Consider the following 8,752-nt stretch of genomic DNA (forward strand, 5'->3'; position numbering starts at 1 on the left):
GGGGCGGTCCCGCCACGCGCCTCCCGTCCGCACACCACAAGCCACCAGAACCAAGGAGACACACCCTCGTGACTGACATCGTGTACGACGCCGACGCCGACCTGACGCTCATCCAGGGCAAGAAGGTCGCCGTCATCGGCTACGGCTCGCAGGGCCACGCCCACGCGCTCAACCTCCGTGACTCCGGCGTCGAGGTCGTCATCGGCCTCCAGGAGGGCTCGAAGAGCCGCGACAAGGCGACCGAGGCGGGCTTCGAGGTCCTCACCCCGGCCGAGGCGACGAAGAACGCCGACGTCGTCGTGATCCTCGCGCCGGACCAGGTGCAGCGCATCGTCTACGCCGAGGACATCGAGCCGAACCTGAAGGACGGCGCGACGCTCGTCTTCGGCCACGGCTTCAACATCCGCTACGGCTACATCGAGGCCCCCGAGGGCGTCGACGTCGCGCTCGTCGCGCCGAAGGGCCCGGGGCACACCGTCCGTCGCGAGTACGAGGCGGGCCGCGGCGTGCCCGTGATCGTCGCGGTCGAGGTCGACGCCTCCGGCAGCGCCTGGGACCTCGCCTGGTCGTACGCCAAGGCCATCGGCGGCCTGCGTTCCGGCGGCATCAAGACGACCTTCACCGAGGAGACCGAGACCGACCTGTTCGGTGAGCAGGCCGTCCTCTGCGGTGGCACGTCGCAGCTCATCCAGTACGGCTTCGAGACCCTGGTCGAGGCGGGCTACCAGCCGCAGATCGCCTACTTCGAGGTCCTGCACGAGCTCAAGCTCATCGTCGACCTCATCTGGGAGGGCGGCCTCACCAAGCAGCGCTGGTCGATCTCCGACACCGCCGAGTTCGGTGACTACGTCTCCGGCCCCCGCGTGATCTCGCCCGAGGTCAAGGAGAACATGAAGGCCGTGCTCTCCGACATCCAGGACGGCACCTTCGCCAAGCGCTTCATCGAGGACCAGGACGCCGGCGCGCCGGAGTTCAAGGAGCTCCGCGCGAAGGGCGAGGGCCACCCGATCGAGGCCACCGGCCGCGAGCTCCGCGCGCTGTTCGCGTGGAAGTCGAACGACGCCGACTACGTGGACGGCTCGGCCGCGCGGTAGTCTGCGGTCGACCACCCGACTCCCGAGGCGGCGGTGCGTTCGCACCGCCGCCTCGCGACGTGACCCGAACGACATGCACCTGTACCCCTCCAGCTCCAGCGCCAGCACCTGGCGCCCCCGTGGCGTCCCCGTACCCGGGCGCTCCGCTTCCGTGACCCGTCCTGCAGTGCTGCCGATGCCGCTCCGCGGCGTCGCGAGGAGTGGTCACGACCGGGTCCTCCGACGTGGGAGGATCATCGGATGGCGGTGACGAAGCGAGCGGTCCACATCGGCGCCGGCAAGATCGGGCGCGGGTTCGTGGGTCAGTTCCTGGTCGCGAGCGGTTACGAGCTCACCTTCGTCGACGTGGACGACCGCGTGGTCTCCGCGCTCAACGACGCCGGCCGCTTCGTGGTCCACGAGGTCGGCGAGCAGCCCGTCGAACACCTCGTGTACGGCTTCCGTGCACTCAGCAGCAAGACCGACCGTGAGCGCGTCGTCCAGGCGATCGCCGAGGCCGACGTCGTCACGACCGCCGTCGGTGCACGCACGCTGCCGCTCGTCGCCCCCGTCATCGCCGAGGGCCTCGCGGCACGGGCGCCCGAGCGCGGCGACGTCACGGTCGTGGCCTGCGAGAACGCCTTCAACGCGACGGACTCGCTGCACGCCAGCATCCGACGCGCCCCGATCCTCGAGGACCGTCACGTCGCGGCGGTCTTCGCGAACTGCGCGATCGACCGCATCGTCCCGGACCAGTCCGGGGTGCTCGGACAGTCCGGTGGTCTCGACGTCGTGCTCGAGCCGTTCTACGAGTGGGTCATCGAGCGCACCCCCTTCGCTCCGTCCGACGCCGAGCCGCCGCAGATCGACGGGGTCACCTGGGTCGACGACCTGCAGCCGTTCGTCGAGCGGAAGCTCTACACGGTGAACACCGCCCACGCGACCGCGGCGTACCACGGCTTCGTCCGCGGGATCCGACTCATCCGCGAGGCCCTCGAGGACCGCGAGGTCCGCGCCGAGGTCGACGGGGTCCTCGCCGAGACGACCGCGCTGCTGGTCGCCAAGCACGGGTTCGACCCGGCCGAGCACGCCCGCTACGTCGCTGCGAACCTCACCCGCATCGCGAACCCGCTCCTGCCGGACACCACGGCGCGTGTGGGGCGCAACCCGCTGCGGAAGCTCGGACGGCGTGAGCGCTTCATCGGCCCGGCGTCGCAGCTGGCCGAACGCGGGCTCCCGGTCGAGCACCTGCTCGGAGCGGTCCGGGTCGCCCTGGCGTTCGACGACGAGAACGACCCCGAGTCGATCGAGCTGCACGCCCTGCTCCGCTCCGGCGCGACGGCGCACGCACTCACCGAGATCCTGACCGGGCTCGTGGAGAGCCACCCGCTGTTCCCCGCGGTGCGCGACGTCGTCGCCGGGGTCCTCGCGACCCAGCCCGCCGACGTCTGAGCGGTCCCTCGTGGTGTCCGCCGTCGCGGGTCCCTCGTAGAATCGTCCCCATGACCACGGCAGCATCCCCGCCCGACGGCTCGGTCGACCACGACGACGACGACGCCCTCAGCTGGGGCGACGCGGACGACGCGACCCACGTCGACGCGGCCCACAACCCGGTCACGGTGAAGGGCCACGGCGGACGCGACCCGGAGCGCCCGGAGACCTCCGGCGCCCTGGTCGGCTTCGGGGTCTTCGGCGGGCTCTACCTGCTCTACACGGTGGCGTGGCTGCTCACCGCCTCGACCGCGTACGTCGCGAACGTCGACACGCTGCTGACCGTCTTCGTCGAGGTCCTCCGCTTCCTGTCGATCGTCGCGCCCGCGCTGTGGTTCACCGTGGTGCTCTGGGCCGGTCGTGGTCGTCGGACCCGCACGCGGCTGCTGTGGATGCTGCTCGGAGCCGCCGTGCTCTTCCCCTGGCCGTTCCTCATGACCAGGAGCTTCGGGTGACCGCCACGACACCGGCAGCCCGCCGGACCTCGTCCCCGCTCGTCGGCCGCATCGTCGTCTGGGTGGTCTTCGGCGCGCTGTTCGCCTACATGACCGTCCAGAGTGTCGGGAACCTCGTCACCGTCTCGCAGTCGGTTCGCGCGTTCAACACGTTCCTCGAGACGACCTCCGGTGGTTCGTCGCTGCAGCGCAGCACCCCCTGGGGCTGGCTCGTCCTCGACATCGCGATCGCGCCCGTCGCGTTCCTGGTCGCCCTCTGGACGACGCGCCGGGCTCGGCTGTCGGTGACGGTCGGAGTCTTCGTCGTCGCGTTCGCGGCGGCGGGCGCGCTCTGGCTCGACCTCCAGCTGTTCGTGCCGCGCCTGCTCGACTTCTGACGCACGTCGCGACCGTCCCACGGACGGGAGGCACGGTGCCCGCTGGCTCCGCGCCTCCGGACCGGCGCGTGGTTCCGTCGGGGACCGACGGTGCGGTCGTAACCGGGTCCCCGCGTCGATACGATGGTGGGATACCGCCCGTCTCGTGTGAGGAACTGCAGCTGTGCCGAAGCCGGTCGTCCTGATCGCCGAAGAACTCTCGCCCGCCACCGTCGACGCCCTCGGGCCCGACTTCGAGATCCGGAACGTGGACGGTACCGACCGTGCCGCGCTCCTGTCCTCCCTCGCCGACGCGCACGCCGTGCTGGTGCGGTCCGCCACGAAGATCGACGCCGAGGCCATCGCCGCGGCGCCGCAGCTCAAGGTGGTCGCCCGCGCGGGCGTCGGCCTGGACAACGTCGACATCAAGGCGGCGACCACCGCCGGCGTGATGGTCGTCAACGCGCCGACGTCGAACATCATCTCGGCCGCCGAGCTCACGGTCGGCCACATCCTGTCGCTCGCGCGCCACATCCCCGCGGCCCACGCGTCGCTCGCCGCCGGCGCGTGGAAGCGTTCGTCGTACACGGGCGTCGAGCTCTACGAGAAGACCGTCGGCATCATCGGCCTCGGCCGCATCGGCGCGCTCATCACGCAGCGCCTGCAGGCGTTCGGCGTCTCGGTCATCGCGTACGACCCCTACGTCACGACGGCCAGGGCCCAGCAGCTCGGGGTCGAGCTGGTGTCGCTCGAGGACCTCCTCCGTCGTGCGGACTTCACCACGATCCACATGCCGAAGACGCCGGAGACGGTGGGCATGATCTCGGACGAGCAGTTCGCGCTCATGAAGCCGACCGCGTTCGTCGTGAACGTCGCCCGCGGCGGCCTGATCGACGAGGACGCCCTGCACCGGGCGCTCACGTCCGGGGAGATCGCCGGTGCCGGCCTCGACGTCTTCGTGTCCGAGCCGCCGAAGGACTCGCCGCTGCTCGCGCTGCCGAACGTCGTCGTCACGCCGCACCTCGGCGCCTCGACGGACGAGGCCCAGGAGAAGGCCGGCGTCTCCGTCGCGAAGTCCGTGCGCCTCGCGCTCGGCGGCGAACTCGTGCCGGACGCGGTCAACGTCGCCGGCGGCGTCATCGACCCGTACGTCCGCCCGGGGATCCCGCTCATGGAGAAGCTCGGTCAGGTCTTCACCGGCCTGGCCACCTCGCCGGTGACGAGCATCGACGTCGAGGTGCACGGCGAGCTCGCGCAGTACGACGTCAGCGTGCTGAAGCTCGCAGCCCTCAAGGGCGTCTTCACCGACGTCGTCAGCGACCAGGTCTCGTACGTCAACGCCCCGCTCATCGCGGAGCAGCGCGGCGTGAGCGTCCGGCTCATCACCGACGCCGACAGCCCGGAGTACCGCAACGTCCTCACGATCCGCGGTGCCCAGTCCGACGGGCCCGCGATCAGCGTGTCCGGCACGCTGACCGGTGCCAAGCAGGTCGAGAAGCTCGTGGAGATCAACGGCCACGACGTCGAGGTCGCCCTCGACGCGCACCACGTCGTGATGGTCTACACCGACCGCCCCGGCATCGTCGCGGTCTACGGCAAGGAGTTCGGCGACGCCGGCATCAACATCGCCGCGATGCAGATCTCGCGCGAGGCCGCCGGCGGGCAGGCGCTGAGCGTCCTGACGGTCGACTCGCCGGTGCCCGCGGAGATCCTCGAGCACGTGCGCTCCACCATCGACGCGACCTCGCTCCGCGAGATCGACATCACGCTGTAGGGGTCCGGGACATGGCACAGACGCTCAAGCTGGCGGTCGTCCGCGGCGACGGCATCGGGCCCGAGGTGGTGGACGAAGCGCTGAAGGTCCTGCACGCGGTGGTGCCGGACGACCTCGACGTGCAGGAGACCGCCTTCTCGCTCGGTGCCGCCCGGTACCTCGAGACGGGCGACATCCTCACCGAGGACGACATGTCCGCCATCGCCGAGCACGACGCGATCCTGCTCGGCGCCGTCGGCGGTGACCCGCGCGACCCGCGACTCGCGGGCGGGATCATCGAGCGTGGACTCCTGCTGAAGCTGCGCTTCGCGTTCGACCACTACGTCAACCTCCGCCCCACGACGGTGTACTCCTCGGTCGCGAGCCCGCTCGCCGACCCGGGCGCGGTCGACTTCGTCGTCGTGCGCGAGGGCACCGAGGGCCCGTACGTCGGCAACGGCGGCGCGATCCGCGTCGGCACGCCGCACGAGATCGCCACCGAGGTGTCCCTCAACACGGCACACGGTGTCGAGCGCGTCGTCCGGTACGCCTTCGACCTCGCCTCCCGCCGCCCGCGGAAGCACCTGACCCTCGTGCACAAGAGCAACGTGCTCGTGCACGCGGGTTCCCTCTGGCAGCGGACGGTCGCGGCGGTCGCCGAGGAGCACCCGGACGTGACCGTCGACTACCAGCACGTCGACGCGGTGACGATCCACATGGTCCGCGAGCCCGGGCGGTTCGACGTCATCGTCACCGACAACCTGTTCGGGGACATCATCACCGACCTGGCCGGCGCGATCAGCGGCGGCATCGGTCTGGCGGCCTCGGGGAACATCAACCCGGACGGCACCTTCCCCAGCATGTTCGAGCCGGTCCACGGTTCCGCGCCGGACATCGCAGGCCAGCAGGTCGCCGACCCGACCGCCGCCGTCCTGTCCGTCGCCCTGCTGCTCGACCACCTCGGTCGTGCAGACCTGGCGGCGGCCGTGACACAGGCGGTCGAGGCCGACCTCGCGAGCCGGGGCACCACGCCGCGCAGCACGGCCGAGGTCGGCGACGCCATCGCCGCCGCGGTCGCAGCACGCACCACCACCGCCTGACAGGAGTCACCCCGATGAGCAGCACCGACACCGAGACCGACGGCGACTTCGCCCTCGAGTTCGCGAACACGCCGTCGCCCGAGCGTCGGGCCGCGGCCGAGCGCGAGGAGATCCTCGCCGACCCGGGCTTCGGCAAGTACTTCACCGACCACATGGCCACCGTCGCGTGGTCGCTCGAAGCCGGCTGGCACAGCGCATCGATCCACCCGTACGGACCGCTGACCCTCGACCCCAGCGCCAGCGTGTTCCACTACGCGCAGGAGATCTTCGAGGGCATGAAGGCCTACCGCCACGCGGACGGGTCGGTGTGGTCCTTCCGGCCGGACGCGAACGCGCGCCGCTTCCAGCGCTCGGCCCGTCGGCTCGCGCTCCCGGAGCTGCCGCTCGAGGTCTTCGTCGAGTCGGTCCGGCAGCTCGTCCGCGCCGACGTGGACTGGGTGCCGTCGGCGCCGGAGACCAGCCTGTACCTGCGTCCGTTCATGATCGCGACCGAGTCCTTCCTCGGGGTCCGTGCCGCGCAGGAGGTCGCGTACCACTGCATCGCCAGCCCGGCCGGGGCGTACTTCACGTCCGGACCGAAGCCCGTGAGCATCTGGCTGTCGACGAAGTACGCCCGTGCCGCACGTGGCGGGACCGGGGCTGCGAAGACCGGCGGGAACTACGCCGCGTCCCTGCTCCCGCAGCAGGAGGCCTACGAGCAGGGCTGCCAGCAGGTGATGTTCCTCGACTCCGAGGAGGGCCGGTACCTCGAGGAGCTCGGCGGCATGAACGTCGTGCTCGTGCGGTCGGACGGCACGCTCGTCACGCCGGACTCGGAGTCGATCCTCGAGGGCATCACCCGCGACTCGATCCTGCAGCTCGCCGAGGACCGCGGGCTCCGGGTGGAGCGTCGTCGGGTGACGCTCGACGAGTGGCGGGACGGGGTGGCCGACGGCTCGATCACCGAGGCGTTCGCCTGCGGGACGGCCGCGGTGGTCACGCCGATCGCAGAGCTCCGCGGCGAGGGCTTCACGATCGGGTCGCCCACCGTCGGTGCCGGCGAGCTGACGATGTCGCTCCGCCAGGAGCTGACCGACATCCAGTACGGCCGTCGTCCCGACCCCCACGGGTGGATGACGCGCCTGACGGACCCGGCCTGAGCCGCGGATCGGTAGGGTCGAACAGTGAAGATCGCACGGTTCAGCAGCACGGGTGAAGACCCGCGGTACGGCATCCTCGACGAGCGTGACCTGGTCGTCCTTGCGGGGGACCCGATGTACCAGGGGTTCGAGACGACGGGGGAGCGGGTGCCGCTCGCCGACGCCAAGCTCCTCGCACCGGTGATCCCTCGGTCGAAGGTGATCGGCGTCGGCCTGAACTACGCCGAGCACGCGTCGGAGATGGACGAGCGTTCGGGGGACGACCCCGTGGTCTTCCTCAAGCCGAACACCGCGGTCATCGGTCCGGACGACCCCATCCGTCTGCCGGCCGAGGTCGGCCGTGTCGACCACGAGGGCGAGCTCGCCATCGTGATCGGCTCGCTCGCCAAGAACGTCCGGCGCGAGGACTTCGCGAGCGTCGTGCTCGGGTACACGATCGCGAACGACGTGACTGCGCGCGACCTGCAGGCCCGCGACGGACAGTGGACGCGAGCCAAGGGCTTCGACACCTTCTGTCCGCTCGGTCCGGTCATCGAGACCGAGATCGACCCGTCGGACATCCGACTCGAGACCCGCGTGGACGGCGAGCTGCGCCAGGCGGCGTCGACCAGCGAGATGGTGCACGACATCCCGTCCCTGGTCGAGTTCGTGTCGTCGATCTGGACCCTCCTGCCCGGCGACGTCATCCTCACGGGTACCCCGGCCGGGGTCGGGGCCATCCGCGACGGCGAGGTGGTGGAGGTCCTCATCGAGGGGATCGGCTCGCTGAAGAACCCGGTCATCGCTCGCCACTGAGCGCTCGCGACACCCGAACGGCCCGTTCCCGCAGGGGAGCGGGCCGTTCGCCGTGCCGGGGCCACGAGGTGCCGACCGTGCGACACGCCCGGGATGTGGGTGGTGTTGGTGGTGTGGTCGGGCCGTGCGTAGAGTAATCACTCGTTGCCGCTGAGGCGGAGAACGGAACGGCCGAGACGGTCACCGGGTTCACCTGGGGATCTTGTCCGCCACGGTTCTTCCCCGGCAACGAACTTCCAGCCCCTCTGATGAGGTTCCACTGTGGTGGTGCTGAGTGGGGGGTGCGTCTGGTCCTTGAGAACTCAACAGCGTGCACATTGTCAATGCCAATTATTTTGACCCCGTGCGATCGCAGCTTTGGTTGTGGTCGTCGGAGACAATTCCTTTTGGATTGAAGATTGTCAGTAGACAGTCAACAGTCAGAATCAACTCGGTTCGGCGCTTTCGGGTGTCGGATCTGTAATTTTTTACGGAGAGTTTGATCCTGGCTCAGGACGAACGCTGGCGGCGTGCTTAACACATGCAAGTCGAACGATGATCAGGAGCTTGCTCCTGTGATTAGTGGCGAACGGGTGAGTAACACGTGAGTA

8 protein-coding genes and 1 rRNA gene are annotated in these 8,752 nt (G+C 70.0%); all 9 read left to right on the forward strand.

Annotated elements, in window-relative coordinates; genetic code table 11:
* The first annotated feature begins 68 nt into the window (after positions 1-68).
* Positions 69-1,094, forward strand: a complete 1,026-nt coding sequence (gene ilvC / locus M3666_RS14440; protein WP_066654919.1) for a ketol-acid reductoisomerase — start codon at positions 69-71, stop codon at positions 1,092-1,094.
* Positions 1,095-1,334: 240 nt separating this feature from the next.
* A complete protein-coding gene (locus tag M3666_RS14445; RefSeq protein WP_066654917.1) occupies positions 1,335-2,525 on the forward strand; it encodes a mannitol-1-phosphate 5-dehydrogenase in 1,191 nt (396 codons plus the stop codon).
* A gap of 50 nt (positions 2,526-2,575) precedes the next feature.
* Positions 2,576-3,019, forward strand: coding sequence for a hypothetical protein (locus M3666_RS14450; RefSeq protein ID WP_251155577.1), 444 nt, complete (start codon positions 2,576-2,578; stop codon positions 3,017-3,019).
* Positions 3,016-3,396 (forward strand): hypothetical protein, encoded by a 381-nt coding sequence (locus M3666_RS14455; protein WP_251155578.1) that lies wholly within the window; start codon positions 3,016-3,018, stop codon positions 3,394-3,396. Before M3666_RS14450 ends, M3666_RS14455 begins: the two co-directional genes overlap by 4 nt.
* Before the next feature lie 163 nt (positions 3,397-3,559).
* Entirely contained in the window at positions 3,560-5,149 is a 1,590-nt protein-coding gene (gene serA, locus M3666_RS14460; RefSeq protein WP_251155579.1) for a phosphoglycerate dehydrogenase, read from the forward strand.
* An 11-nt stretch (positions 5,150-5,160) separates the two neighbouring features.
* The gene (locus M3666_RS14465; protein ID WP_251155580.1) at positions 5,161-6,228 is read left to right on the forward strand and encodes a 3-isopropylmalate dehydrogenase; all 1,068 of its coding nucleotides are present in this window, start codon (positions 5,161-5,163) and stop codon (positions 6,226-6,228) included.
* A 14-nt stretch (positions 6,229-6,242) separates the two neighbouring features.
* Positions 6,243-7,367, forward strand: a complete 1,125-nt coding sequence (locus M3666_RS14470; protein ID WP_251155581.1) for a branched-chain amino acid aminotransferase — start codon at positions 6,243-6,245, stop codon at positions 7,365-7,367.
* A 24-nt stretch (positions 7,368-7,391) separates the two neighbouring features.
* A complete protein-coding gene (locus M3666_RS14475) occupies positions 7,392-8,162 on the forward strand; it encodes a fumarylacetoacetate hydrolase family protein (RefSeq protein WP_066654901.1) in 771 nt (256 codons plus the stop codon).
* A 466-nt stretch (positions 8,163-8,628) separates the two neighbouring features.
* A 16S ribosomal RNA gene (locus M3666_RS14480) occupies positions 8,629-8,752 on the forward strand; the annotation flags it as partial.

Source organism: Curtobacterium sp. ODYSSEY 48 V2 (assembly GCF_023712625.1).
GTDB lineage: Bacteria > Actinomycetota > Actinomycetes > Actinomycetales > Microbacteriaceae > Curtobacterium.